This window comes from Salmonella sp. 5800, from assembly GCF_046558195.1.
In the GTDB taxonomy this organism is placed as follows: Bacteria; Pseudomonadota; Gammaproteobacteria; order Enterobacterales; family Enterobacteriaceae; genus Salmonella; species Salmonella enterica.
In genome coordinates this window covers 229,345-255,222 of the sequence record NZ_JBGDOX010000005.1, presented here as the reverse complement: position 1 = coordinate 255,222, position 25,878 = coordinate 229,345, and the positions used below count along the sequence as shown (strand labels likewise).

The following is a 25,878-nucleotide window of genomic DNA, read 5'->3' as shown; positions in this document are numbered from 1 at the left end:
ATGCATGATTCATTAACCATCGCATTGCTTCAGGCGCGCGAAGCGGCAATGACCTATTTCCGCCCCATCGTTAAAAGCCACAATCTGACCGACCAGCAATGGCGCATTGTGCGAATCCTGGCCGATAGCCCCTCTATGGATTTTCACGAGCTGGCCTTTCGTTCCTGCATTTTGCGTCCAAGTCTGACCGGAATATTGACGCGCATGGAGCGAGACGGACTGGTGTTGCGACTCAAGCCGGTTAACGATCAGCGTAAGTTATATGTCATGTTGACGGAGCAGGGACAAACGTTGTACGCCCGTGCCCGAAGCCAGGTAGAAGAGGCTTATCGAAAAATTGAGGCCGATTTCACGCCCGAAAAAACACAGCAATTGATGCTGCTGCTGGACGATCTTATTGCTCTGGGACGCCAGCATCCTGATAGCGAAGCGGAAGCATAGTATTCTTACCTTCCCACGCCGCCGACGCGGGAATCCCCTCCCGCTTACAACGTTGACGGCGATCGCATTTTACTCTTCTTCTTCGACGTTCATCTGAAAAGTACCCGCCGTTGTCCTGAAAGTCTCTTCACAGTTTACGCTTCTGCCTATTCAATTAAACAACAAATAAGAAACATATTATTAACAAAACATTCCGATTAACGAGGAAGAGGCCGCAATGAAACCTGAAGATTTTCGTACTGATAACAAGCGTCCGTTAACGGGCGAAGAGTATTTAAAAAGCCTGCAGGACGGGCGGGAAATTTATATTTACGGCGAACGCGTTAAAGATGTTACGACACATCCGGCATTCCGCAATGCCGCAGCCTCTGTCGCACAACTGTATGACGCATTACATAAACCGTCGATGCAAGATACCCTGTGCTGGAATACCGATACCGGCAGCGGCGGTTATACGCATAAATTTTTCCGCGTGGCGAAAAGCGCAGACGATCTGCGCCAACAGCGTGATGCTATCGCCGAGTGGTCACGCCTGAGTTACGGCTGGATGGGACGCACACCGGATTACAAAGCCGCCTTTGGCTGCGCTCTGGGCGCTAACCCAGCCTTCTACGGCCAGTTTGAGCAGAACGCCCGCAACTGGTACACCCGTATTCAGGAGACCGGCCTGTACTTTAACCATGCTATCGTCAACCCGCCCATTGACCGCCACAAACCTGCCGACGAAGTGAAAGACGTCTATATCAAGCTGGAGAAAGAGACGGACGCCGGGATTATTGTCAGCGGGGCGAAAGTCGTCGCCACTAACTCCGCCCTGACTCACTACAACATGATTGGTTTCGGCTCAGCCCAGGTGATGGGCGAAAACCCAGATTTCGCTCTGATGTTTGTCGCGCCAATGGATGCCGAAGGCGTAAAACTTATTTCGCGCGCCTCGTATGAAATGGTCGCGGGCGCGACGGGCTCGCCGTTTGATTATCCACTCTCCAGCCGCTTTGATGAAAACGATGCCATTCTGGTGATGGACAAGGTGTTGATCCCGTGGGAAAACGTATTAATTTACCGTGATTTCGATCGTTGCCGTCGCTGGACGATGGAAGGCGGCTTTGCCCGTATGTATCCACTGCAAGCCTGTGTTCGTCTGGCGGTTAAACTTGATTTCATTACCGCGCTGCTGAAAAAATCGCTCGAATGTACGGGTACCGTAGAGTTCCGGGGCGTGCAGGCCGATCTCGGCGAAGTCGTGGCGTGGCGCAATATGTTCTGGGCATTGAGCGATTCTATGTGTTCTGAAGCAACCCCGTGGGTAAACGGCGCCTGGCTACCGGACCACGCCGCGCTGCAAACCTATCGTGTGATGGCCCCAATGGCCTACGCGAAAATTAAAAATATTATTGAACGTAACGTTACCAGCGGCCTGATTTACCTGCCTTCCAGCGCCCGCGATCTGAATAATCCGCAAATCGACCAGTACCTGGCGAAATACGTACGCGGCTCTAACGGAATGGACCATGTTGAACGTATCAAAATTCTTAAATTGATGTGGGATGCCATCGGCAGCGAGTTCGGCGGTCGCCATGAGCTGTACGAGATTAACTACTCGGGCAGCCAGGATGAAATTCGTCTGCAGTGCCTGCGTCAGGCCCAGAGCTCCGGCAATATGGATAAGATGATGGCAATGGTCGATCGCTGCCTCTCCGAATACGATCAGAATGGCTGGACGGTTTCGCATTTGCACAATAACGACGACATCAATCAACTGGATAAGCTGCTGAAATAACGCGGCAGGAGGTTCTCATGCAAGTAGATGAACAACGTCTGCGTTTTCGCGATGCGATGGCAAGTCTGGCGGCAGCGGTCAACATCGTAACCACGGCGGGTCACGCCGGACGCTGCGGTATCACCGCAACAGCGGTCTGCTCCGTCACCGATACGCCGCCCTCCGTGATGGTATGTATTAATGCCAATAGCGCCATGAACCCCGTTTTTCAGGGCAACGGCAGGCTGTGCATTAATGTACTTAACCATGAGCAGGAGCTGATGGCGCGCCACTTTGCCGGTATGACGGGGATGGCGATGGAAGAGCGTTTTCACCAGCCATGTTGGCAAAACGGGCCGCTGGGCCAGCCGGTACTTAACGGCGCGCTGGCCGGTCTTGAAGGCGAGATCAGCGAGGTACAAACCATTGGCACGCATCTGGTGTATCTGGTGGCGATCAAAAATATTATTCTTAGCCAGGATGGGCATGGCCTGATTTATTTCAAACGCCGTTTTCATCCGGTCAGACTTGAGATGGAAGCGCCTGTTTAACCGTCACTCATGCCCACAAGCGGGATAACCACCGCTTGTGGGAGAAGAGTCGATACGCTGAAGATTTTTATTCCCGCCGCGATGTTTGCTCGCCATAAATCGCGGCGATTAATACAATCTAAGAGCCTATCCCACCAGGCGTTATTGGCGCAGCCAGTTTGGACACGGACAGCGCGCAAAAACCGGAGCGTACACGTAGTACGTGAGGTTTGACTCGCTACGCTCGCCCTTCGGGCCGCCGCAAGCGGCGTTCAAAACGCTAACGCGTTTTGGCGAGCACTGCCCAGGTCCAAAATGGCAAGTAAAATAGCCCTAATGGGATGGGCTCTAAATTAGCTCCCGCGATAGGTTGAATAACCATACTGACTTAATAACAGCGGCACATGATAGTGCTCATTCGTTTTGCTGATATGAAACTCGACGGGAATCTCCGGGAAAAACGTATCCAGTTTTTTACTTTCAAAATACTGGCCGGTTTTAAAAATAACGCGATAATCCCCCGGCGCGGCAGCTTTTTCGGGCCACAGTGCTTTAATACGTCCATCCTGGTCGGTATGCCCGGTGTTTAATTGCGTCCATCCGTTATCCTTTTTCTGCTCCAGTACCACCTCCACGCCGGGCGCCGGTTTGCCTGTTTGCTGATCGAGAATATGTACGCTGAGAATATTGTTGCCAGCGGCCAGCGCCATTGCCGGGGCTGCAACAAGAGATGCTATCGCGGTAGCCAGTATATATCGTTTCATGCTTCACTCCTTTACGGTATTGATGCAGGAAAATATATCTGGCGCGTCCAGGATTAACCTTACACGGACATGACAATTATGTCATCTTGTTGGAGATTTACGGATTCGCTAACAAGCCTATGGCATACTGCGTCGATGAAGATTTTATTGATTGAAGATAACCAGAAAACCATTGAGTGGGTACGTCAGGGACTCACGGAAGCAGGCTATGTGGTTGATTATGCCTGTGATGGACGAGACGGATTACACCTGGCCCTTCAGGAACATTATTCATTGATTATTCTTGATATTATGCTACCGGGGCTTGATGGATGGCAGGTTTTACGCGCGTTACGCACTGCGCATCAATCCCCTGTTATTTGCCTGACGGCGCGCGACTCGGTTGAGGATCGCGTCAAAGGTCTTGAGGCGGGCGCTAATGATTACCTTGTTAAGCCTTTTTCCTTCGCCGAACTGCTGGCCCGGGTGAGAGCTCAACTCAGACAGCATGTCCCGGTCTTTACTCGACTGACGATCAATGGTCTGGACATGGATGCCACAAAGCAATCGGTGTCACGAAATGGCAAACCGATTTCCCTGACCCGCAAAGAATTCCTGCTCCTCTGGTTACTGGCGTCCCGGGCAGGAGAAATCGTGCCCCGAACCGCGATCGCCAGCGAGGTTTGGGGAATTAACTTTGATAGTGAAACCAACACCGTTGATGTCGCGATTCGTCGGCTGCGCGCCAAAGTAGACGATCCATTTGAAAAGAAGCTCATTATGACCGTCCGGGGGATGGGTTATCGATTACAGGCGGAAACGTCGCAGAATGGTTAAGTTATCAATGACGCTGCGCCTGACAATTTCTTTTATCGCCATCCTTATCCTCGCCTGTACCGGCATTAGCTGGACGCTCTATAACGCGCTGAGCAAAGAATTAACGTATCGGGATGATATGACGCTAATAAATCGGGCGGCGCAAATGCAGCAACTGTTACTGGATGGCGCCAGGCCGGAAAATCTGCCGCTCTATTTCAATAGGATGGTGGATACGAAGCAGGATATCTTATTGATTCATTCAGCAACAGGCCACAATGTTGCGATTAATCATAGTGGTATCCCCGACCAACGCTTTAACGAGATTCCGCTGGCTAAAAACATCACCCGCGAAACCTTATTTCGCCAGGCGGTGCAAGGCACGGAGCTGACCGCGGTACGAGTAAACGCCAGAAGCGGCGATGACCCGCTGACCCTTACTATTGCCAGGCTGGCGACGGAAAGGCGGCAAATGCTGGCGCAATATCGCCGCAACAGTTTGCTGATTAGCCTTATCGCGATCCTCGTCTGTTCGGCGCTCAGTCCATTAGTCATCAGAAACGGGCTGCGGGCCATTACGTCGCTCAGCCGACTCACCGCGGCGACAGATAGCGGCACACTTCGCCAGCCGTTGGCGGAACAGGCGTTACCCGTCGAGCTCAGGCCGCTTGGACAAGCGCTAAATACTATGCGCCAGAAGCTTTCCGACGATTTTGAACGCCTGAACCAATTTGCCGACGATCTGGCGCATGAGCTGCGCACGCCGGTTAATATTTTACTGGGGAAGAATCAGGTGATGCTGAGTCAGGAACGCAGCGCCGAAGAGTATCAACAAGCCCTTGTCGATAATATTGAAGAGCTGGAGGGACTGTCGCGACTGACAGAAAATATTCTCTTTCTGGCACGCGCGGAGCACCAGAATATAGCGGTAAAAAAACAGCCTGTTTCGCTCAATGCGCTGGTCGAAAATATGCTGGATTATCTTAGCCCCCTTGCCGAGGAGAAGCGCATCTGTTTTATAAATCAATGTCAGGGAACGGTATGGGCTGACGAAATATTATTACAAAGAGTACTCTCAAACCTGCTGACGAATGCCATCCGTTATTCTGATGAAAACGCCGTGATACGTATTGAAAGCGCTTATGATGATAACGTTGCAGAAATTCGGATCGCTAATCCGGGCAGCCACCCCGCCGATGCGGGTAAGCTTTTCCGGCGTTTTTGGCGAGGAGATAATGCCCGCCACACTGCCGGTTTCGGCCTGGGGCTATCGTTGGTTAACGCGATTGCTCTATTACACGGTGGTTCGGCATCTTACCGCTATGCCGATGAACATAATATCTTTTCGGTTCGTCTGCCCGATAGCGGTGATAGCTAAGGTCAGTACAGGTTCTGTTTCCCTTCCCTGCCACAGAGCTGTGGTTATCAATACAACCTCAATAAAAATAAAATAAAGGATGCCGGCAAAGAATATTGCTGGCTCGATCACTTTCTCGGTTTCCAATCCAGGGTCAATTCATCCCATAACGCGTTATTCAGTGGGAACCTTTATGAAAAAGTATCTTGCATTCGCCGTTACGCTGCTGGGTATGGGTAAAGTCATCGCCTGTACTACCCTTTTGGTAGGCAATCAGGCTTCGGCTGATGGCTCCTTCATTATCGCGCGCAACGAGGATGGCTCGGCAAATAACGCCAAGCATAAGGTTATTCATCCCGTCGCGTTTCATCAACAAGGCGAGTATAAAGCACATCGGAACAATTTTAGCTGGCCGCTTCCGGAGACAGCGATGCGCTATACGGCGATTCATGACTTTGATACTAACGATAACGCCATGGGTGAAGCCGGTTTCAATTCGGCGGGCGTCGGAATGAGCGCAACGGAAACCATTTATAACGGCAGAGCGGCGCTGGCTGCCGATCCTTACGTGACAAAAACGGGAATCACGGAAGACGCCATTGAGTCCGTGATCCTGCCAGTGGCGCAATCGGCGCGTCAGGGCGCCAAATTACTGGGAGACATTATTGAACAAAAAGGCGCTGGCGAAGGTTTCGGCGTCGCGTTTATTGATAGCAAAGAGATATGGTATCTGGAGACGGGAAGCGGTCATCAATGGCTGGCAGTACGACTTCCGGCAGATAGCTATTTCGTTTCCGCCAATCAGGGACGTTTACGCCATTACGATCCGAATGATAACGCGAATTATATGGCGTCACCAACGTTAGTAAGCTTTGCGAAAAAGCAGGGATTATATGATCCGGCCCGCGGCGAATTCGACTTTCATCAAGCCTATTCGCAGGATAACAAAAACGATACCACCTATAATTATCCGCGCGTCTGGACGCTACAACATCAGTTTAATCCGCATCTGGATACGGTCGTTAGCGAAGGGAAAACATTTCCTGTTTTTTTAACGCCGATAACGAAAATTAGCGTGGCGGCAGTAAAAAATGCGTTACGCAATCACTACCAGGGAACGTCGCACGACCCTTATGCCAGTCATAACCCACAAGAACCATGGCGACCCATATCCGTTTTTCGTACCCAGGAGTCACATATTTTACAGGTCAGACCGAAATTACCGCAGGCTATCGGCAACGTAGAATACATCGCCTATGGAATGCCATCTCTTAGCGTCTATCTCCCCTATTATCAGGGAATGCGTCATTATCAACCCGGAGATGATAAAGGAACCGATCGGGCGAGCAACGACTCTACCTACTGGACATTCCGCACGCTGCAAACGCTGGTTATGCAGGACTACAATGCGTTTGCGCCAGATGTGCAACACGCCTGGAAAACATTTGAACAGCAAACAGCTAAGCAGCAGTATAAGATGGAACAGAGCTATCTGAGATTATATGCGTCGCATCCGAAAGAAGCGCAACGCTTACTGCAAAATTTTGAAGATAAAACGATGCAAAATGCGCAGACGCTCGCCCGTCGCCTGACCAATAATATTATTACGACAATGACTTACCGCACAGATATGAAATATCACTTTTCAAGTACGCAACCATAAATTCAATGACAATCTATTAGCCACTCATACACAATAAGATAAAGCGGCACCAGAATTAGCCAGATATAAAAGACAATAATTATTATGGATTCATAGAGAGGATAGTTTATGACACTCCAGGCAAATATCAGCAGAGAGACAAAAGCGGCAAAAACCCAGGAGGTATATAAGCACGTTGTTCTTTTCAAAATGGCCGCCTCCTCTCGCATAAAACGATAACTACAACTTATGTCCCGTGTTACATAACTTTTCCCGACAGGCCTCTTTTACCCATGCTGAAAAATTCCGCGTCTTTTCAGATTTCAACGCGAATTCTATCTGTTCAAGCATGGAATAGGAAAAACGAATATTCTTCGTCACGGTCTTACTTGTCCGGGGCTTTGCTGGCATACACACACCTGTATAACATTTGATGTAACGCCGTTACTTTACGCAGGAGTAAATCGGTGAATTTGATCTGAGTCAAGAAGGTGGGTTTTCAATAAAAGTTGTGCCATAAATTGTGAAGTTTGTAGATTTTATGAACATTTGATGTACCGATCTCCCCCCATGATCGCCACTACGTATGGACGTCAGGATGCCTCCCCGCCTGATCAGAAGTGTTTCCTCATTAAAAAGGACATTTTTTTAAAGTTCTTGGTGCATAAAAGTCACATCCTTTTAAAGGGTTGTTAACCCTGTTGAATGTTCCCACTCCCCTATTCAGGAATATTAAAAACGCTATGCAAATACAGAGCTTCTATCACTCAGCTTCACTAAAAACCCAAGAGGCTTTTAAAAGCCTACAAAAAACCTTATACAACGGAATGCAGATTCTCTCAGGCCAGGGCAAAGCGCCGGCTAAAGCGCCCGACGTTCGCCCGGAAATTATTGTCCTGCGAGAACCCGGCGCGACATGGGGGAATTATCTACAGCATCAGAAGACGTCTAACCACTCCCTGCATGACATCTATAACTTACAGCGCGATCTTCTTACCGTCGCGGCAACCGTTCTGGGTAAACAAGACCCGGTTCTAACGTCAATGGCAAACCAAATGGAGTTAGCCAAAGTTAAAGCGGACCGGCCAGCAACAAAACAAGAAGAAGCCGCGGCAAAAGCATTGAAGAAAAATCTTATCGAACTTATTGCAGCACGCACTCAGCAGCAGGATGGCTTACCTGCAAAAGAAGCTCATCGCTTTGCGGCAGTAGCGTTTAGAGATGCTCAGGTCAAGCAGCTTAATAACCAGCCCTGGCAAACCATAAAAAATACACTCACACATAACGGGCATCACTATACCAACACGCAGCTCCCTGCCGCAGAGATGAAAATCGGCGCAAAAGATATCTTTCCCAGTGCTTATCAGGGAAAGGGCGTATGCAGTTGGGATACCAGGAATATTCATCACGCCAATAATTTGTGGATGTCCACGGTGAGTGTGCATGAGGACGGTAAAGATAAAACGCTCTTTTGCGGGATACGTCATGGCGTGCTTTCCCCCTATCATGAAAAAGATCCGCTTCTGCGTCAGGTCGGCGCTGAAAACAAAGCCAAAGAAGTATTAACTGCGGCACTTTTTAGTAAACCTGAGTTGCTTAACAGAGCCTTAGCGGGCGAAGCGGTAAGCCTGAAACTGGTATCCGTCGGGTTACTCACCGCGTCGAATATTTTCGGCAAAGAGGGAACGATGGTCGAGGATCAAATGCGCGCATGGCAATCGTTGACCCAGCCGGGAAAAATGATTCATTTAAAAATCCGCAATAAAGATGGCGATCTACAGACGGTAAAAATAAAACCGGACGTCGCCGCATTTAATGTGGGTGTTAATGAGCTGGCGCTCAAGCTCGGCTTTGGCCTTAAAGCATCGGATAGATATAATGCCGAAGCGCTACATCAGTTATTAGGCAATGATTTACGCCCTGAAGCCAGACCAGGTGGCTGGGTTGGCGAATGGCTGGCGCAATACCCGGATAATTATGAGGTCGTCAATACATTAGCGCGCCAGATTAAGGATATCTGGAAAAATAACCAACATCATAAAGATGGCGGCGAACCCTATAAACTCGCACAACGCCTTGCCATGTTAGCCCATGAAATTGACGCGGTGCCCGCCTGGAATTGTAAAAGCGGCAAAGATCGTACAGGAATGATGGATTCAGAAATCAAGCGAGAGCACATTTCTTTACATCAGACCCATATGTTAAGTGCGCCTGGTAGTCTTCCGGATAGCGGTGGACAGAAAATTTTCCAAAAAGTATTACTGAATAGCGGTAACCTGGAGATTCAGAAACAAAATACGGGCGGGGCGGGAAACAAAGTAATGAAAAATTTATCGCCAGAGGTGCTCAATCTTTCCTATCAAAAACGAGTTGGGGATGAAAATATTTGGCAGTCAGTAAAAGGCATTTCTTCATTAATCACATCTTGAGTCTTGAGGTAACTATATGGAAAGTCTATTAAATCGTTTATATGACGCGTTAGGCCTGGATGCGCCAGAAGATGAGCCACTGCTTATCATTGATGATGGGATACAGGTTTATTTTAATGAATCCGATCATACACTGGAAATGTGCTGTCCCTTTATGCCATTGCCTGACGACATCCTGACTTTGCAGCATTTTTTACGTCTTAACTACACCAGCGCCGTCACTATCGGCGCTGACGCAGACAATACTGCTTTAGTGGCGCTTTATCGCTTGCCGCAAACCAGTACCGAAGAAGAGGCGCTCACTGGTTTTGAATTATTCATTTCAAACGTGAAGCAATTGAAAGAGCATTATGCATAATTTAATACGTCAACATACTTTCTTAATGAGATAAAACGCGATACGTATGCCCTTTACAAGAGACAAAACCAGAATCTTTGGTGGAAATGTAAGGGGCAAACGTTCCTCTTTCTCATTTTGCTCTGTTTGCGGGAGCATTTTTAGTGTGTAAGTATTCCTGCTCCTCAGGTTTTTACGCCATCTACGCACATTTATTCTGCTATAAGTTAAAATACTGCAAAAAATATTGGTACTTATTATTTTTTCTTTAAGTAAATTTTCGCTCAACAAACTTAATTGTTTATTCAATGATGATGAAGCGTAAGCTATGCTGGAAATGAAGGAAGTCAATAACAAGGATAATCTTATTATTCACGGGTGATATTACTTCTGCTTCACCGTTATGGCAGATATCATCGCCTCTTGTCAGATGCCAGACACCTACTCATACTCAACCAAAGCTCTAAATACAAAAATCACCTTATATCTTTTTTTATTATTCCTTGTATAAATGTGACTTGACTCACACCTATAAGGAGTCGACTCACTTCCATAAGAAGGAATCAAAATGCCAATAACTAACGCGTCCCCAGAAAATATATTAAGATATTTGCATGCGGCCGGTACCGGTACGAAAGAAGCAATGAAAAGTGCAACTTCACCACGCGGTATACTGGAATGGTTTGTCAATTTTTTTACCTGTGGTGGAGTAAGAAGAAGCAATGAAAGATGCTTTCAGGAGGTAATTGGAAAACTGACCACATCATTATTATATGTAAATAAAGATGCTTTCTTCGATGGTAATAAAATATTTCTTGAGGATGTCAACGGGTGTACTATATGTCTGTCATGTGGAGCAGCATCCGAAAATACGGATCCCATGGTCATTATTGAGGTGAACAAAAATGGAAAAACTGTAACGGATAACGTTGATAGCGAGAAATTTTGGAATGTATGTCGAATGTTAAAGCTGATGAGTAAACATAATATACAACAGCCTGATTCACTTATAACCGAGGATGGTTTTCTGAACCTGCGCGGAGTAAACCTGGCTCATAAAGATTTCCAGGGGGAAGATTTGTCAAAAATAGATGCTTCTAATGCAGATTTCCGTGAAACAACTCTTTCTAATGTAAATTTAGTCGGTGCAAATTTGTGTTGTGCAAATCTACACGCTGTAAATCTAATGGGTTCAAACATGACTAAAGCAAACCTGACTCACGCAGACCTGACTTGCGCTAACATGTCCGGTGTAAACTTAACCGCTGCAATTCTATTCGGCTCAGACTTAACTGACACCAAACTAAATGGTGCAAAATTAGATAAGATAGCTCTAACTTTAGCGAAAGCATTAACAGGAGCCGATCTGACAGGTAGTCAACATACCCCTACTCCACTCCCGGATTACAATGATAAAACGCTTTTCCCCCATCCAATATTTTAGTCGAGATAAAAGGATTTTATAAACAAGAAGTATTCAAACAGAAGCCCCCCTTGTTTTATTAAACAAACCCCGCCCCTAAGCTTCATTATAAATAACATTTTCAGCGTATTACTTGTTGGTTTTGTCTGAATCATAGCGTTATCTGTATGTGGCACATTAACTAAAAACACTATTATTGTTTAATTTAAATAATTCATAATTGTAGTCAGGGAATAAGAAATTATGCTTCCGGTCACCTACAGATTAATACCTCAAAGCGGAGTATCCACATATGGATTAAATACCGCAGATACACCTGTTTTCCCCGATATTCCCGAACATGCACCAAACCCCTCACGGCTACGCCTTGCTCATGACAGCCTTGCCATAAACAGTGAATTCCGTCTGGAGCCAGAGTGTGTGGTGGAGTACCTTATCTCAGGCGCGGGTGGAATAGACCCTGATACAGAGATTGATGACGACACTTATGACGAATGCTACGATGAACTATCCTCCGTACTTCAAAATGCGTACACCCAAAGCGAAACATTCCGCAGACTGATGAATTACGCATATGAAAAAGAACTACATGATGTGGAGCAGCGCTGGCTACTGGGGGCAGGCGAAGCCTTTGAAACTACCGTGGCTCAGGAACACTTCAAACTTTCAGAAGGCAGGAAAGTTATTTGTCTCAATCTGGACGATTCTGATGATTCATATACCGAACATTATGAAAGTAACGAAGGAAGACAACTTTTTGACACAAAACGTTCATTTATTCATGAAGTTGTACATGCACTGACCCATCTTCAGGATAAAGAAGAAAATCATCCAAGAGGCCCTGTTGTCGAATATACCAACATTATTCTGAAAGAGATGGGGCATCCTTCACCTCCCAGAATGGTCTACATCTTCAATAAATAGACACATCAGGAAACGAAAAGAAACTAAAAACCCGCGTAGTCCGTTTTTTCGGGAAATGTTCTGGCAGTATTTTCTAACTATATTCTAAGCGCCAAAAAACAAAGGGGTTACCTTTCGGTAACCCCTTGTTTAATCTGGCGGAAGCGCAGAGATTCGAACTCTGGAACCCTTTCGGGTCGCCGGTTTTCAAGACCGGTGCCTTCAACCGCTCGGCCACACTTCCGGAATGAGGCGCACTATAAACATCCCGGTGCGTCATGTAAAGACCGAATGTGTTCGTTTGCGTGAAAAACAGGCAAAATTTCGTTAATTGCCTGAAATAGCGGCACATTGACCATTTCTTCAACACAAAAACTGGCTTAATACGTGTTGATCGTCCCCACTGTTTTACCTCTGTGATTATCAATTTTTTATCGGTAGCGCGTAGTTGGCGCTGCCGCCTGTTTTATGGCGTAGCGCCAGGCATGAGCAGACCGTTTTAACGACGGTAATCACCTGAAATCTCTTAAGGAAACTAAACGTAAACGAATGCGTAAAGATGGGTAAAACCACTGGGTGACAGTGACTGTTTTTATTATTCTCCTTTATTAATTACATCTGTCATAAGAGAGTGACTAATGGATCGTATCATTACATCATCGCGTGATCGTAGCTCGCTACTGAGTACGCACAAAGTACTGCGCAACACCTATTTTCTGTTGAGCCTCACGCTGGCTTTCTCCGCAATTACCGCGACAGCCAGTACGGTACTGATGCTGCCCTCCCCCGGCCTGATTCTGACGCTGGTCGGTATGTATGGGCTGATGTTCCTGACCTATAAAACCGCCAATAAGCCGGTCGGTATCCTGTCTGCTTTTGCGTTTACCGGCTTCCTCGGCTATATCCTGGGCCCGATTCTTAACGCCTATCTGTCAGCAGGCATGGGCGATGTCATTGGCCTGGCGCTGGGTGGTACCGCGTTAGTATTTTTCTGCTGCTCCGCTTACGTTCTGACCACCCGTAAGGATATGTCTTTCCTGGGCGGTATGTTAATGGCCGGGATCGTCGTCGTGCTGATTGGTATGGTGGCGAATATTTTCCTGCAACTACCTGCATTGCACCTGGCGATTAGCGCGGTGTTTATCCTGATTTCCTCGGGCGCTATCCTGTATGAAACCAGTAACATCATTCACGGCGGTGAAACCAACTATATTCGTGCGACCGTCAGTCTGTACGTTTCGCTGTACAACATCTTTGTCAGCCTGCTCAGCATTCTGGGCTTCGCCAGCCGCGACTAATCGACATTCCCCTCTTCCAGCCCTGCTTATGCAGGGCTTTATTTTTTGCTACACTGCCGTCCGTGTTGATTACGCAGTGAAACGTTATGTTGATCTTTGAAGGTAAAGAAATCAGTACTGATAGCGAAGGCTATCTGAAAGAGACGACGCAGTGGAGTGAAGCGCTGGCAGTCGCTATCGCCGCCAATGAAGGTATTGAGCTCTCTGCGGAACACTGGGAAGTCGTGCGCTTCGTGCGCGAATTTTACCTGGAGTTTAATACCTCTCCCGCCATCCGAATGCTGGTCAAAGCGATGGCGAATAAGTTCGGCGAAGAAAAAGGCAACAGCCGCTATCTGTATCGTCTGTTCCCGAAAGGCCCGGCAAAGCAAGCGACCAAAATCGCCGGTCTGCCCAAACCGGTAAAGTGTATTTAATACCGAATACTAAAGCCTGTTAGCGTCTCGCGAGGGCTGTGCGGTTCAGTGAGGATTTTGTCCACACGAGCAGAGCGCGGCCCGCCCTCTTTCAGCCACTTGATGAGTTTTTCCACCTGCGCCGCGTCGCCACAGGCCACCACTTCTACACTTCCGTCATCCATATTCTTCGCATAGCCGGTTAACCCCAGCCGCTGCGCCTCATGCTGCGTGGTATAGCGAAACCCGACTCCCTGAACGCGACCATAAACCCAGGCGATAATGCAGACGTTCGACATGATGGTTCTCCTTTCATAATCAGTGGTGGAGGCTCATACAGGACATACTTAACGTACCTGACTGGGCAGACACCCATAATGTTGGCGGAATCTGGCCGTAAACCGCGACCCCGACAGGTAACCGCACCGTAGCGCTATTTCGCCGATCGGCAGCGTCGTCGATTGCAGTTGAGAAAGCGCGCAGGACATGCGCACCTCTTCAACAATTTGTCGATAACTCTGCGATTCGCGCTGCAAACGCCGACGCAGCGTCGATGTTCCCATAGCAAGACGGCGGGCTATCTCCTGGGCTGTCCATAGCTTAGCAGGCGAGAGCATAATCAGTTGCCGAACCTGCTCCGTGAGGGTGTAACGCCGTTCAATAAGCAGCGGTCCCGCCGCGCCATCATGTAAAAGCGCTAACAGTAACCCCATCGCCTGATGTTCCTGTAGCCCAACGGGCAACCCCTGGCGCACAGCATCCAACACGTTCTCCCACATAAATGTCAGGCTACGGCTCATCGGGGTACACAGCGATGTCAGGTTTGCCGGTGGATAATCCTGAACGTACATCGTTTTAAAGCGAGCAATAATCTCCGGTGAAAGTAACAACAGGTCGGAGCGAAAACCGTTCTGCGCAGGCTGATTAATAATCTCCAGCGGCGTGTTCGCCGGAATAATAATCAACTCGCCCGGCCCGGCGACAAGGCGGCTATCATCCTGAATGATGACTTTACTGCCCTGCGTAATATGGCAGATAGCGGCGGAAAAAAGCGTAACACGATGCAAACGGTGCAGATGACTGGAACGCACCTCTGCCGTCGTAAGATCCTGATGTCGAATATGCATCTCCTGCACCGTGCCGTCCTCTATTTTATCTTCCGTATGTGGCCGTGAATTGTGCTTTCGCAATCACATGCGCGTTAAGCATAAACCCTACCAACGCGCCACTCGACTCACTGTCGAGCGGCAGTGTTGCCGTATTCAGCGCCCACACAGTAAACTGATAGCGATGAGGCTTATCGCCCGGCGGCGGACAGGCGCCGCCAAAGCCAGCATAACCGAAATCATTCCGTCCCTGCACCACTCCAGCGGGTAACGTTTTTTTATCAGCCCCCGTCGGCAGGTCGTGAATCTGCGCAGGAATATTCACCATCGTCCAGTGCCACCAGCCGCTTCCGGTGGGCGCATCAGGATCGAAGACGGTAATAGCGTAGCTTTTGGTTCCGGCAGGCGAATTACGCCAGCTCAGCTGCGGCGAAATATTTTCTCCGCTACAACCAAATCCTTTAAAGACGTGCTGTTGCGTTAAACGAAAATCCGCCGGAATATCCGCACTACTGAGGCTAAACGCCGACGCGGCAGATACGCCGCTACTCAATGCCATCATTGCGGCTGCGGTCAAAGAGAAGACTGTTTTCATTGTATTTCCTTCTTCATGTAAAGAAATAACACTATAAAAAGCGCCCGCTGAAGAAACTGTGCCTTTACGATTCTATTTTGTGCAGAAACGCTCACCGCCATACGCTGGTGATTGCCTCTCTCATCTGTGCTACCCTACGCGCCATTTCGTTTTCACGGTCCCTGGCTGGAGCTATCATCCGGCTCGCGTCACTGTTTGTGAGAGGTTACTCCGCATGACTGAATCTACATTTCCGCAATATCCCCGTTTAGTCCTCAGCAAAGGGCGAGAAAAATCTTTACTCCGCCGCCACCCATGGGTCTTTTCCGGCGCCGTCTCCCGCCTGGAAGGCAAAGCCAACCTCGGTGAAACTATCGATATCGTCGACCATCAGGGAAAGTGGTTAGCACGCGGCGCCTGGTCGCCAGCATCTCAGATCCGCGCGCGCGTCTGGACATTTGATAAAGCAGAATCCATTGATATTGCGTTTTTCACCCGCCGCCTGCGCCAGGCGCAGCAGTGGCGCGACTGGCTGGCGAAAAAAGACGGCCTGGATAGCTATCGTCTGATCGCCGGTGAGTCCGATGGCCTGCCTGGCGTCACTATCGATCGTTTTGGTCATTTTTTGGTGCTGCAACTGCTCAGCGCCGGGGCCGAATATCAACGCGCCGCATTAATTAGCGCTCTGCAAACATGCTATCCGGATTGCGCTATTTACGATCGCAGCGACGTCGCCGTGCGGAAAAAAGAAGGGATGGCGCTGACGCAAGGCCCGGTCACTGGCGAACTGCCGCCTGCGCTTCTGCCAATTGAAGAACACGGTATGAAATTACTGGTCGATATCCAGGGCGGCCACAAAACCGGTTATTATCTTGATCAGCGCGACAGTCGTCTGGCGACGCGCCGCTACGTGGAAAATCAGCGGGTACTGAACTGCTTCTCTTATACCGGCGGTTTTGCCGTGTCGGCATTAATGGGCGGTTGTCGCCAGGTTGTCAGCGTGGATACCTCACAGGATGCGCTGGATATCGCCAGGCAAAACGTTGAACTGAACCAACTGGACTTGAGCAAAGCCGAATTCGTGCGCGATGACGTGTTTAAGTTGCTGCGCGCTTACCGTGAACACGGCGAAAAATTCGACGTCATCATCATGGACCCGCCCAAATTCGTCGAAAATAAAAGCCAGTTAATGGGTGCCTGCCGGGGCTATAAAGACATTAACATGTTAGCGATTCAACTGCTCAATCCGGGCGGCATACTGCTGACATTCTCTTGCTCCGGACTGATGACCAGCGATTTATTTCAGAAAATCATTGCCGATGCCGCAATAGATGCCGGTCGTGATGTACAATTTATAGAGCAGTTCCGTCAGGCCGCCGATCACCCGGTGATCGCCACCTACCCGGAAGGGCTGTATCTGAAAGGGTTTGCCTGTCGCGTCATGTAACTTGAAAAGTGGAATAGTATCCTCATATAAAGGGTATCTATTTCCCGGGAGGTGACTATGATAGCCAGCAAATTCGGTATCGGCCAACAGGTCCGCCATTCCCTGTTAGGTTACCTCGGAGTGGTCGTCGATATCGACCCGGAATATTCGCTTGATGAACCGGCGCCTGATGAACTGGCGGTTAACGACGAACTTCGCGCCGCTCCGTGGTACCACGTGGTAATGGAAGATGATGATGGTCAGCCAGTGCATACTTATCTGGCCGAGGCCCAGTTGCGAAGCGAAATGCGGGACGAGCATCCAGAACAGCCATCGATGGATGAACTGGCGCGTACCATTCGCAAGCAGCTTCAGGCGCCGCGACTACGTAACTGATTGTATGTAAAAGGCCGGAGAGCGATATCCGGCCATTTAAACTTTTATTTCGCCAGCCCCAGGCGAGGGATCTCAATCGCCGGGCAGCGATCCATCACCACGGTCATGCCTGCATCCCGCGCCAGTACCGCCGCCTGTTCGTTGATCACGCCAAGCTGTAGCCACAGCGTTTTTGCGCCGATGGCGATAGCTTCCTGCGCGACGCCCCATGCAGCTTCAGAGTTGCGAAAAACATCCACCATATCGACTTTTTCGGGAATATCCGCCAGCGTGGCATACCCCTGTTGCCCCAGCAATGTCTTACCCGCGACTTTTGGCGCAACCGGAATCACATGGTAGCCCTGTTCAAGCAGGTATTTCATTACCCGATAACTTGGACGATCGGGTTTATCGCTCGCACCTACCAGCGCGATAGTGCGAGTAGACGTCAAAACATCAGCAATATCGGTCTCTTTCATCATCTTTCTCCTGGCTGTTTTGCAAAGTGTACGACAAACCTGACATAGCAACCATTCATCCCATACCGATGTATGAGAGCAAAACGCCAAAATATGTCTATATGTTAGTAAACATGATCTAAGAAAAATTTCGATACATTATTAGCCAGACGGCCTTTGGACAGGAGAACCTTATGAAAACCGGCGCGCTAACCACCTTCCTTGCTCTCTGTTTGCCGGTGACTGTTTTTGCCACAACGCTCCGTTTGTCTAATGAGGTTGATCTGCTGGTGCTGGACGGCAAAAAGGTGTCCAGCTCTTTATTACGCGGCGCAGAGAGCATCGAACTGGAAAACGGGCCGCATCAGCTTGTTTTCCGGGTGGAAAAAACCATCCGCCTGCCCGGTAATGAAGAGCGGCTTTATATTTCTCCGCCGCTGGTGATAAGTTTCGATACCCAACTGATAAGTCAGGTCAATTTCCAGCTCCCGCGGCTGGAAAACGAGCGCGAAGCCTCGCATTTTAACGCGGCGCCGCGTCTGGCGCTTTTGGACGGCGACGCCATGCCCATTCCGGTAAAACTCGATATTCTGGCCATTACTTCTACGGCTAAAGTGGTCGATTATGAAATAGAGACCGAGCGTTATAATAAATCGGCGAAACGCGCCTCGCTTCCTCAGTTCGCCACGATGATGGCAGACGACAGCACATTACTTTCCGACGTCTCAGAGCTTGATACCGTACCGCCGCAATCACAAACCCTGACAGAACAGCGGCTGAAATATTGGTTCCGACTGGCCGACCCGCAGACACGCCATCATTTTCTGCAATGGGCGGAAAAACAGCCGCCCTCTTGATATGAGTTGTCCCAGCGCGCAATTTTTTTGTCTTTCTCTTGCAGCATCAAGCGCTTCCAGTAATCTGTAGACAGGTTAACTACGGAATCGAATTATGGAACTGACGACTCGCACCTTGCCGACGCGCAAACATATCGCGTTGGTTGCTCACGACCACTGCAAACAGATGTTAATGAACTGGGTGGAACGCCATCAGCCGTTGCTGGAAAAACACGTTCTTTATGCAACCGGCACCACGGGGAATCTGATCCAGCGCGCAACCGGTATGGACGTTAATGCGATGCTGAGCGGCCCGATGGGCGGCGACCAGCAGGTTGGCGCACTCATTTCAGAAGGGAAAATCGACGTGTTGATTTTCTTCTGGGACCCGCTTAACGCGGTACCGCACGACCCCGATGTCAAAGCGCTACTGCGTCTGGCCACCGTATGGAATATCCCTGTCGCCACTAACGTCTCAACGGCGGACTTTATCATCCAGTCCCCGCATTTTAATGACGCTGTAGATATTCTTATTCCGGATTATGCGCGTTATCTGGCCGAGCGCCTGAAATAACCGCTACGCGGGCGGGATGCTGTACCGCCCGCGCTTTAGGGCTTCCTCGCCACTGGCACATCCAGCTGTTTAAGCGCCTCCACAAAGCGCGAGGGATTATCTTTATTGAAAAGCAGCCAGACCCGCGCACGCGCGCGCGTCAACGCCACATATAACAAACGCCGCTCTTCAGCGTCCGGGAAATCCTCAACCTGAGGAAGAAGCGCACTTTCCATAATGGATTCTCGCGCCGGGGCGGGGAAACCGTCGTTACCCTCCTGCAATCCGACAAGAATCACGTAATCGGCCTGTTGGCCTTTGCTGGCATGGATAGTCATGAAGTCTATCTGTAACTTCGGCCAGCGAGTCGCCGCTTTTTGTAGACTCGCGGGTTTCAGATGATGATAGCGCGCCAGCACCAGGATACGTTCATCTTCCTTCGCATAGCCGGATAATTTATCCAGTAACGCGTCCAACTGGCTTTCATCCAATAACGTCACCGCTTTTTTATCGCCTGGGGTCAGACTATTTAACGGTTTTTTAAGCTGGTGCGGATTCTGCTGTACAAAGCGATTGGCAATATCGCCAATCCGACTGTTAAAGCGGTACGTGGTGTCCAGGTGGCAATGCTCGCCCTCGCCGAACGTCTGATGAAACGCCGTCGTTAAGGAGAGCTGCGCCCCGCTAAAACGGTAAATCGCCTGCCAGTCATCGCCAACGGCAAACAGCGTAGTCTGGCTATTCTGCTTGCGCAGCGCCTCTAACAGCGCCGCCCGTTGCGGGGAAATATCCTGAAATTCATCGACCAGAATATGCTTCCACGGGCTGATAAAACGCCCTTTTTCGAGGATCACCATTGCCTGATGGATCAGCCCGGAGAAATCAACGGCATTTTCCGCTTTCAACGCGCTTTTCCAGGCCTTTAGCAGCGGCGCCATCAGCTTAATGCGTTTGCCAAACAGCTCGCGGCACTCCTCTGGCGCGCCAGCGATCATTTCTGCCTGCGCGCCGCCGTGCATACGCATCAAACTGACCCAACGATCCAGGCGAGGGGCCAGACGCCGCTGTAATGTCTCATCGTCCCAGAAATTACCTTCCGGCACTACCCACTGCATCTCCTCTTCCAGCCACTGACGCCAGCCTTTGGCCTGCGCTTTTTTCTCGCTACACTGCTGACGCCAGGTGCGCAGAAATAGCTGATGCCGCGCGGTGGTGTCACTTTCCAGCTTACTGACAACCGGCGCTTTTTTACTGCCTTGCTGAATAATATACAGCGCCAGCGAATGGAACGTACGGGCAGTAATCTCTTCCGTATGTAAGCGCTCGCGGATACGCTCATCCATCTCCTCTGCCGCCTTGCGACCAAACGCCAGTAAAAGAATTTGCCCCGCATCTGCTTGTCCGCGCGCCAACAGCCAACCCGCGCGCGCCACCAGCACCGAGGTCTTACCGCTTCCCGCGCCCGCCAGTACCAGTAACGATGATTCGCCGTTAACCACCGCCCTGGCCTGGGAAGGATTAAGCGGAGAAGATTCTATCTGCGTAAAAAAGTCGGCATGCGCTTCCAGCATGGCATCAGCATACGCCTGATTATGCTGCTGCCGACTTCCCTCGCTATCCTGTAACCATGCCAGACACTTACGCCATATCTCGCGACAGTGAGCAAACTCCTCCAGACGTGAGACCGGCAGCGGCAAAGCGGCAAACGTCTGGCGAATTTCGTGTTCCAGCCCCCGAACGCGTTCACGGGTAAGCCATTGGTTTTCGCCCGTTCGCTCACTAATACGCGCCCATTGCTCTTGTAATGCCTGCGCGGCGACATCACTCATCTCCTGGCTCCAGCGACGCCAGTGCGCGTCCAGATAGCGATGGAATTGCTGGGTTTCCGACCACTCGGTACCGTGCAAACGCACGACTTTATCCTCCGGGAGGACAAACTCCAGCTCGCCCCATACCAGCCCACGCTTACAGTGAATCGCCAATAACTGATTGAATGGAATAAGATATTCATGCCTGTCGCCAGACACTTTCACCCCAGCGTTGAGGATCACGGCACGATCATACGGGTGTTGCGCCAGACGTTTTCCAAGAGAAGTTGCTTTCAGTTCCATGACTCAGCGAATCCAGACGTAAAGATGTGCTTATCAGTGTAACCGCCAGAGAAAACGTGCTCCAGTCTAAAAAAACGTTACAATTGCCCGCAGTGATAGAAAACCGGAATGAACTGAGGGTTTATGCGTACCGTTCTGAATATTTTAAACTTTGTACTGGGCGGCTTTGCCACTACGCTGGCCTGGCTGCTGGCGACGCTGGTCAGTATTGTGCTTATTTTTACCCTGCCGTTGACCCGCTCCTGCTGGGAGATAACCAAACTGTCCCTGTTCCCTTACGGTAATGAAGCCATTCACGTTGACGAACTTAATCCGGCGGCGAAAAGCGTATTAATGAATACTGGCGGTACCTTGCTGAATATTTTCTGGTTACTTTTTTTCGGCTGGTGGCTATGCCTGATGCACATTGCCTCCGGTATCGCGCAGTGTGTCACTATCATCGGGATACCTGTCGGTATTGCGAACTTTAAAATTGCCGCGATTGCGCTTTGGCCTGTCGGTCGCCGCGTCGTCTCTGTAGAAACCGCTCGCGCCGCGCGAGAAGCTAACGCGCGCCGCCGTTTTGAATGATCGGGACAAATAGCCTTTATGTTAAGTCCGTTGATTCGCCGTTATACCTGGAACAGTACCTGGCTGTATTACATCCGCATTTTTATCGCTCTGTGCGGCACCACCGCCCTGCCCTGGTGGCTGGGCGACGTCAAACTGACCATCCCGCTCACGCTCGGTATGGTTGCCGCGGCGCTAACCGATCTCGACGACCGCCTTGCCGGACGCTTGCGTAATTTAATCATTACCTTAATTTGCTTTTTTATCGCGTCGGCTTCTGTGGAGCTGCTCTTTCCCTGGCCGTGGCTATTTGCGTTGGGCTTAACGTTATCCACCAGCGGGTTTATTCTGTTGGGAGGATTAGGGCAACGCTATGCCACCATCGCGTTCGGCGCGTTACTCATTGCCATCTATACGATGCTGGGTACCTCTCTATACGATCACTGGTATCAACAACCACTGCTCCTGCTGGCAGGCGCAGTATGGTATAACCTACTGACGCTAACCGGGCATCTGCTATTTCCGATCCGTCCGTTGCAGGATAATCTGGCACGCAGTTACGAACAGTTAGCGCACTATCTGGAACTGAAATCACGTCTGTTTGATCCTGATATTGAAGATGAAAGCCAGGCGCCGCTCTATGATTTAGCGTTAGCGAACGGGCAGTTAATGGCGACGCTGAACCAAACGAAAGTGTCGTTATTGAGTCGCCTGCGCGGCGATCGCGGTCAACGCGGTACGCGCCGCACTCTCCATTACTATTTTGTGGCGCAGGATATTCATGAACGCGCCAGTTCTTCGCATATTCAATACCAGACGCTGCGCGATTATTTTCGCCATAGCGACGTCATGTTCCGCTTCCAACGTCTGATGTCGATGCAGGCGCAGGCCTGTACGCAGCTGGCGCGCTGTATCTTACTGCGTACGCCGTACCAGCATGATCCGCGTTTTGAACGCGTCTTTACCCACATTGACGCCGCGCTTGAACGTATGCGCGCCAGCGGCGCTTCTTTAGAGCTGTTAAATACGCTTGGGTTCTTATTAACCAACCTACGCGCTATTGATGCGCAACTGGCGACGATCGAGTCGGAGCAGGCCCAGGCAATGCCGCGCAATGAGTCAGAAAACCAGTTGGCTGATGATAGCCTGCACGGGTTTAGCGACATCTGGCTGCGTCTGAGCCGTAATTTTACCCCGGAGTCCGCTCTCTTTCGCCATGCGGTACGCATGTCGCTGGTATTGTGCATCGGTTATGCTCTCATCCAAATTACCGGGATGCGCCACGGATACTGGATATTGCTCACCAGCCTGTTTGTTTGCCAGCCTAACTATAACGCGACCCGCCATCGCCTTGCGCTCCGGATTATCGGTACGTTGGTAGGCGTTGCGATCGGCCTGCCGATTTTATGGTTTGTCCCTTCGCTTGAAGGACAGTTAGTTCTGCTGGTGATTACCGGCGTGCTTTTCTTCGCATTCCGTAATGTGCAGTATGCCCATGCGACGATGTTCATCACCCTGCTGGTATTACTCTGCTTTAACCTCCTGGGCGAAGGCTTTGAGGTAGCGTTACCGCGCGTCGTCGACACGTTAATTGGCTGCGCTATCGCCTGGGCTGCGGTCAGCTTTATTTGGCCGGACTGGCGCTTTCGCAACCTTCCCCGGGTACTCCAGCGCGCCACCGATGCTAATTGCCGCTACCTTGATGCGATCCTTGAGCAATATCACCAGGGACGGGATAACCGCCTGGCCTATCGCATTGCCAGACGCGACGCGCACAACCGCGATGCAGAACTGGCATCCGTGGTTTCTAATATGTCGAGCGAACCCGACGTCACGGCCGAAACCCGGGAGGCGGCGTTCAGGCTGCTTTGCCTCAATCACACTTTTACCAGCTATATCTCCGCCCTCGGCGCGCACCGCGAAAAGCTCAGTAATCCGGACGTGTTGGGGCTTCTGGATGACGCGGTCTGCTACGTTGATGATGCGCTTCATCATCAACCTGAAGACGAACAGCGCGTACACCAGGCGCTGGAGGGTTTAAAGCAGCGAGTTCAGTCGCTGGAAACACGTCCGGACAGCAAAGAACCTCTGGTTGTTCAACAAATTGGTTTGCTCATTGCCTTACTGCCCGAGATTGGACGCTTGCAACGGCAAATTTCACCGCCGACTTCTACATTAATTACCCAGCCGTAAGCGAATGAGCCCAGTCGGCAAGCTCCTGGCGACGACTCGCCGGGAGCGCCGCTTCATGTACGCCGACAATTGCGCCTTCCAGGGCATACAAAACTTTCACCGTCAGCAAGGGATTGCTTTGTCGCAACCTTAGCCAGCACATTTTCGCGCCCAGTATGCGTAACATATTTTCGTCCTTTATCCCTGACTCATTGAGCAATGTTTCCAGATGGAAGGTCATATTGGGGAGATCTTTGAGCCTGTGTTGTAAAATACGGCTGTGTTTTTCCTTCATTGCCGCGTCAAGCGAATACTTCGATAAACGTACCAGCTGCTGCTGATCGCGCCACAGGCTTTCATCCACCCGGTAATAGTTGAGCATAACGGGACGTCCACACTTCATAAACATGAGCCAGGCGGGAGGATGCTTCACACAGTAGGGTACGCTTTCTTCACAGGCGCGGAGATAAAGCTCGCCATTAGCCACCATCGCAAAGACGGTATCCTCCACGGTCAGACTATAGCTACCGAATAAAGATCGATACTGGATCGTCCCCAAAGAGGCCAAATATTCTTGCGATTTATAGATCCTGTCATAAGAGAGTGCTCTCATAAAATTCCTTTTAAATCATAAAGTAAAAGAATGATTTGCAGTAACGGATCCGTTAATGACGAAAATAGGCAACTTATACTCCGCGAGCAAGATGATTTTTATTTTTGACGCCACTAAGAATAAAAATTGCGAGACAGTTTCCGAAAATAGAGTTGATCTTTCATCGCCACAGGGGTACTGTATGAATATACAGTAACTCACAGGGCTGGATTGATTATGTACACTTCAGGTTATGCAAATCGTTCTTCGTCATTTCCTACCACTACCCACAACGCTGCGCGCACCGCTACGGAAAATGCCGCGGCAGGACTGGTCAGTGAAGTTGTCTACCACGAAGACCAGCCCATGATGGCGCAACTCCTGCTTTTGCCTTTACTCCGTCAGTTAGGCCAACAATCACGCTGGCAGCTCTGGCTCACGCCGCAGCAAAAGCTCAGCCGTGAATGGGTACAGTCTTCAGGTTTGCCATTAACGAAAGTGATGCAAATTAGCCAGCTTGCGCCTCGTCATACGCTGGAGTCGATGATCCGCGCTTTGCGTACAGGAAATTACAGCGTGGTAATTGGTTGGTTGACTGAAGAACTGACAGAAGAAGAACATGCCAGCCTGGTTGAAGCAGCGAAGGTAGGTAATGCGGTAGGGTTTATCATGCGCCCTGTACGTGCGCACGCTTTACCCAGGAGACAACATTCCGGGCTAAAAATTCACTCTAATTTGTATCATTAAGTAAAATTAGGATTTATCCTGGACTTTTTTTTACGCGAACGCATCTCCTTTGAGTGGTAACGTTTTTTTTGCGAGAAAGCTTGCCAGAAGCGGTTTCCGCAATTTTTGCTGTACGATTTATCATCTGAAACTGTTAAATGATGTGTATATCCAGCATGTTTTTTTCACATGTCTGACGGAGTTCACACTTGTAAGTTTCCAACTACGTTGTAGACTTTACATCGCCAGGGGTGCTCAGCATAAGCCGTAGATATCGGTAGAGTAACTATTGAGCAGATCCCCCGGTGAAGGATTTAACCGTGTTAT

Annotated in this window: 29 protein-coding genes and 1 tRNA gene; 20 read left to right on the top strand and 10 right to left on the bottom strand. The window is 49.9% G+C overall.

The annotated features are described in order from the left end of the window. From hpaR to ACLJZ5_RS12270, 3 genes are all read left to right on the top strand, one after another. Entirely contained in the window at nt 1-441 is a 441-nt protein-coding gene (hpaR, locus tag ACLJZ5_RS12280; RefSeq protein ID WP_000543920.1) for a homoprotocatechuate degradation operon regulator HpaR, read from the top strand. 217 nt (nt 442-658) lie between these two features. Further along, the gene (gene hpaB, locus ACLJZ5_RS12275) at nt 659-2,221 is read left to right on the top strand and encodes a 4-hydroxyphenylacetate 3-monooxygenase, oxygenase component (RefSeq protein ID WP_000801496.1); all 1,563 of its coding nucleotides are present in this window, start codon (nt 659-661) and stop codon (nt 2,219-2,221) included. A gap of 17 nt (nt 2,222-2,238) precedes the next feature. After that, on the top strand, nt 2,239-2,751 hold the full coding sequence (locus tag ACLJZ5_RS12270; RefSeq protein ID WP_001195556.1) for a 4-hydroxyphenylacetate 3-monooxygenase reductase subunit: 513 nt from the start codon (nt 2,239-2,241) through the stop codon (nt 2,749-2,751). Between the two features lie 332 nt (nt 2,752-3,083). On the opposite strand, the gene hiuH is transcribed toward ACLJZ5_RS12270, so the two are convergent. Further along, on the bottom strand, nt 3,084-3,494 hold the full coding sequence (gene hiuH / locus ACLJZ5_RS12265) for a hydroxyisourate hydrolase (RefSeq protein ID WP_000833182.1): 411 nt from the start codon (nt 3,492-3,494) through the stop codon (nt 3,084-3,086). Between the two features lie 135 nt (nt 3,495-3,629). Here hiuH and hprR point away from each other — a divergent pair, with 135 nt between their 5' ends. The 4 genes from hprR to ACLJZ5_RS12245 all read left to right on the top strand — a co-directional run bounded on the left by hprR (nt 3,630) and on the right by ACLJZ5_RS12245 (nt 7,528). Next, nucleotides 3,630-4,310, top strand: coding sequence for a response regulator transcription factor HprR (hprR, locus tag ACLJZ5_RS12260; RefSeq protein ID WP_000698207.1), 681 nt, complete (start codon nt 3,630-3,632; stop codon nt 4,308-4,310). Continuing rightward, nucleotides 4,303-5,667, top strand: a complete 1,365-nt coding sequence (locus tag ACLJZ5_RS12255; RefSeq protein WP_024797275.1) for a heavy metal sensor histidine kinase — start codon at nt 4,303-4,305, stop codon at nt 5,665-5,667. Before hprR ends, ACLJZ5_RS12255 begins: the two co-directional genes overlap by 8 nt. Before the next feature lie 172 nt (nt 5,668-5,839). Continuing rightward, on the top strand, nt 5,840-7,309 hold the full coding sequence (locus tag ACLJZ5_RS12250; protein WP_020898652.1) for a C69 family dipeptidase: 1,470 nt from the start codon (nt 5,840-5,842) through the stop codon (nt 7,307-7,309). 108 nt (nt 7,310-7,417) lie between these two features. Next, the gene (locus tag ACLJZ5_RS12245; protein ID WP_000174815.1) at nt 7,418-7,528 is read left to right on the top strand and encodes a hypothetical protein; all 111 of its coding nucleotides are present in this window, start codon (nt 7,418-7,420) and stop codon (nt 7,526-7,528) included. On the opposite strand, the gene ACLJZ5_RS12240 is transcribed toward ACLJZ5_RS12245, so the two are convergent. Beyond that, nucleotides 7,529-7,699 carry a YlcI/YnfO family protein gene (locus tag ACLJZ5_RS12240; RefSeq protein ID WP_001111006.1) on the bottom strand — a complete coding sequence of 57 codons (171 nt, stop codon included), beginning with the start codon at nt 7,697-7,699 and terminating at the stop codon, nt 7,529-7,531. A 332-nt stretch (nt 7,700-8,031) separates the two neighbouring features. Between ACLJZ5_RS12240 and sopB the strand changes: the two genes are divergently transcribed. Then, nucleotides 8,032-9,717, top strand: a complete 1,686-nt coding sequence (sopB, locus tag ACLJZ5_RS12235; RefSeq protein ID WP_023261099.1) for an SPI-1 type III secretion system effector inositol phosphate phosphatase SopB — start codon at nt 8,032-8,034, stop codon at nt 9,715-9,717. Between the two features lie 16 nt (nt 9,718-9,733). Next, nucleotides 9,734-10,075 carry a type III secretion system chaperone SigE gene (gene sigE, locus ACLJZ5_RS12230; protein ID WP_000444724.1) on the top strand — a complete coding sequence of 114 codons (342 nt, stop codon included), beginning with the start codon at nt 9,734-9,736 and terminating at the stop codon, nt 10,073-10,075. 9 nt (nt 10,076-10,084) lie between these two features. On the opposite strand, the gene ACLJZ5_RS12225 is transcribed toward sigE, so the two are convergent. Beyond that, entirely contained in the window at nt 10,085-10,405 is a 321-nt protein-coding gene (locus tag ACLJZ5_RS12225) for a hypothetical protein (protein WP_077913993.1), read from the bottom strand. 217 nt (nt 10,406-10,622) lie between these two features. Between ACLJZ5_RS12225 and pipB the strand changes: the two genes are divergently transcribed. Together pipB and pipA are read left to right on the top strand one after the other, a co-directional pair. After that, nucleotides 10,623-11,498, top strand: a complete 876-nt coding sequence (pipB, locus tag ACLJZ5_RS12220) for an SPI-2 type III secretion system effector PipB (protein ID WP_024797276.1) — start codon at nt 10,623-10,625, stop codon at nt 11,496-11,498. A gap of 222 nt (nt 11,499-11,720) precedes the next feature. Further along, the gene (gene pipA, locus ACLJZ5_RS12215; RefSeq protein WP_000938182.1) at nt 11,721-12,401 is read left to right on the top strand and encodes a type III secretion system effector protease PipA; all 681 of its coding nucleotides are present in this window, start codon (nt 11,721-11,723) and stop codon (nt 12,399-12,401) included. Nucleotides 12,402-12,536: 135 nt separating this feature from the next. Here the strand turns inward: pipA and ACLJZ5_RS12210 are convergent. Beyond that, nucleotides 12,537-12,624: transfer RNA gene (locus ACLJZ5_RS12210), tRNA-Ser, on the bottom strand. 394 nt (nt 12,625-13,018) lie between these two features. Between ACLJZ5_RS12210 and yccA the strand changes: the two genes are divergently transcribed. Both yccA and tusE read left to right on the top strand, forming a co-directional pair. After that, nucleotides 13,019-13,678, top strand: coding sequence for an FtsH protease modulator YccA (yccA, locus tag ACLJZ5_RS12205; RefSeq protein ID WP_000374046.1), 660 nt, complete (start codon nt 13,019-13,021; stop codon nt 13,676-13,678). 86 nt (nt 13,679-13,764) lie between these two features. Then, nucleotides 13,765-14,094 (top strand): sulfurtransferase TusE, encoded by a 330-nt coding sequence (gene tusE / locus ACLJZ5_RS12200; protein ID WP_000904446.1) that lies wholly within the window; start codon nt 13,765-13,767, stop codon nt 14,092-14,094. Here the strand turns inward: tusE and yccX are convergent. The 3 genes from yccX to ACLJZ5_RS12185 are packed head-to-tail and all read right to left on the bottom strand — an operon-like array spanning nt 14,091 to nt 15,774. Continuing rightward, nucleotides 14,091-14,372 (bottom strand): acylphosphatase, encoded by a 282-nt coding sequence (gene yccX / locus ACLJZ5_RS12195; protein WP_000072884.1) that lies wholly within the window; start codon nt 14,370-14,372, stop codon nt 14,091-14,093. The two genes, tusE and yccX, sit on opposite strands and share 4 nt — an antisense overlap. A 48-nt stretch (nt 14,373-14,420) precedes the next feature. After that, on the bottom strand, nt 14,421-15,200 hold the full coding sequence (locus tag ACLJZ5_RS12190) for a helix-turn-helix transcriptional regulator (protein ID WP_000548082.1): 780 nt from the start codon (nt 15,198-15,200) through the stop codon (nt 14,421-14,423). A 25-nt stretch (nt 15,201-15,225) separates the two neighbouring features. Next, on the bottom strand, nt 15,226-15,774 hold the full coding sequence (locus tag ACLJZ5_RS12185) for a YbhB/YbcL family Raf kinase inhibitor-like protein (RefSeq protein ID WP_024797277.1): 549 nt from the start codon (nt 15,772-15,774) through the stop codon (nt 15,226-15,228). Between the two features lie 214 nt (nt 15,775-15,988). On the opposite strand from ACLJZ5_RS12185, the gene rlmI reads away from it, so the two are divergent. After that, nucleotides 15,989-17,200, top strand: a complete 1,212-nt coding sequence (rlmI, locus tag ACLJZ5_RS12180; RefSeq protein WP_000140480.1) for a 23S rRNA (cytosine(1962)-C(5))-methyltransferase RlmI — start codon at nt 15,989-15,991, stop codon at nt 17,198-17,200. 57 nt (nt 17,201-17,257) lie between these two features. Then, a complete protein-coding gene (gene hspQ / locus ACLJZ5_RS12175) occupies nt 17,258-17,575 on the top strand; it encodes a heat shock protein HspQ (RefSeq protein WP_024797278.1) in 318 nt (105 codons plus the stop codon). A 44-nt stretch (nt 17,576-17,619) separates the two neighbouring features. Here the strand turns inward: hspQ and ACLJZ5_RS12170 are convergent, their stop codons facing one another. After that, entirely contained in the window at nt 17,620-18,033 is a 414-nt protein-coding gene (locus ACLJZ5_RS12170; protein WP_001537782.1) for a CoA-binding protein, read from the bottom strand. A gap of 173 nt (nt 18,034-18,206) precedes the next feature. Between ACLJZ5_RS12170 and ACLJZ5_RS12165 the strand changes: the two genes are divergently transcribed. Beyond that, nucleotides 18,207-18,869, top strand: a complete 663-nt coding sequence (locus ACLJZ5_RS12165; RefSeq protein WP_000847732.1) for a DUF2057 family protein — start codon at nt 18,207-18,209, stop codon at nt 18,867-18,869. 94 nt (nt 18,870-18,963) lie between these two features. Continuing rightward, on the top strand, nt 18,964-19,422 hold the full coding sequence (mgsA, locus tag ACLJZ5_RS12160; RefSeq protein ID WP_000424187.1) for a methylglyoxal synthase: 459 nt from the start codon (nt 18,964-18,966) through the stop codon (nt 19,420-19,422). 35 nt (nt 19,423-19,457) lie between these two features. On the opposite strand, the gene helD is transcribed toward mgsA, so the two are convergent. Continuing rightward, entirely contained in the window at nt 19,458-21,512 is a 2,055-nt protein-coding gene (gene helD / locus ACLJZ5_RS12155) for a DNA helicase IV (RefSeq protein ID WP_024797279.1), read from the bottom strand. Nucleotides 21,513-21,635: 123 nt separating this feature from the next. Here helD and ACLJZ5_RS12150 point away from each other — a divergent pair, with 123 nt between their 5' ends. Together ACLJZ5_RS12150 and yccS are read left to right on the top strand one after the other, a co-directional pair. After that, nucleotides 21,636-22,082 carry a YccF domain-containing protein gene (locus ACLJZ5_RS12150; protein ID WP_001261222.1) on the top strand — a complete coding sequence of 149 codons (447 nt, stop codon included), beginning with the start codon at nt 21,636-21,638 and terminating at the stop codon, nt 22,080-22,082. An 18-nt stretch (nt 22,083-22,100) separates the two neighbouring features. Further along, nucleotides 22,101-24,254, top strand: a complete 2,154-nt coding sequence (gene yccS / locus ACLJZ5_RS12145; protein WP_000950876.1) for a YccS family putative transporter — start codon at nt 22,101-22,103, stop codon at nt 24,252-24,254. Here yccS and ACLJZ5_RS12140 read toward each other — a convergent pair. After that, entirely contained in the window at nt 24,241-24,846 is a 606-nt protein-coding gene (locus tag ACLJZ5_RS12140; protein ID WP_001202375.1) for a TfoX/Sxy family DNA transformation protein, read from the bottom strand. The genes yccS and ACLJZ5_RS12140 overlap by 14 nt on opposite strands. A 216-nt stretch (nt 24,847-25,062) precedes the next feature. On the opposite strand from ACLJZ5_RS12140, the gene sulA reads away from it, so the two are divergent. Next, entirely contained in the window at nt 25,063-25,572 is a 510-nt protein-coding gene (gene sulA / locus ACLJZ5_RS12135) for an SOS-induced cell division inhibitor SulA (RefSeq protein WP_000288730.1), read from the top strand. Nucleotides 25,573-25,878: the final 306 nt, after the last annotated feature.